This window comes from Pseudomonas sp. HY2-MNA-CIBAN-0224, assembly GCF_040310285.1.
Classification (GTDB): domain Bacteria; phylum Pseudomonadota; class Gammaproteobacteria; order Pseudomonadales; family Pseudomonadaceae; genus Aquipseudomonas; species Aquipseudomonas helleri.
The window spans coordinates 1-264 of record NZ_JBEOPQ010000603.1 but is presented as its reverse complement, the minus strand read 5'-3'; the positions used below and the strand labels follow the sequence as shown (position 1 = coordinate 264).

The following is a 264-nucleotide window of genomic DNA, read 5'->3' as shown; positions in this document are numbered from 1 at the left end:
TGAATATACCCAAGGTAAACAGACTTACCAACAACTGGCTGATAAATACCACTGTAGTCTTAAAACCATTCAAAGACGCTTAGATAAAGTCAGTATCGAGTATCAGGTTAAACGACCAAAGACTGCTAATATCATCATGGACACCACTTACTTTGGTCGCAAGTTTGGTTTAATGGTCTTTATGGATAACACCACTAAAACCGTTCTTTATTACGCGATAGTCAGTCATGAAACTAATAGTGCTTATAAGCAAGGGATTGATCA

1 pseudogene is annotated in these 264 nt (G+C 37.1%); it reads left to right on the top strand.

Annotated features, from left to right (window positions below):
• Positions 1 to 264 (top strand): annotated as a pseudogene (locus tag AAEZ03_RS27725) (hypothetical protein); the annotation flags it as partial.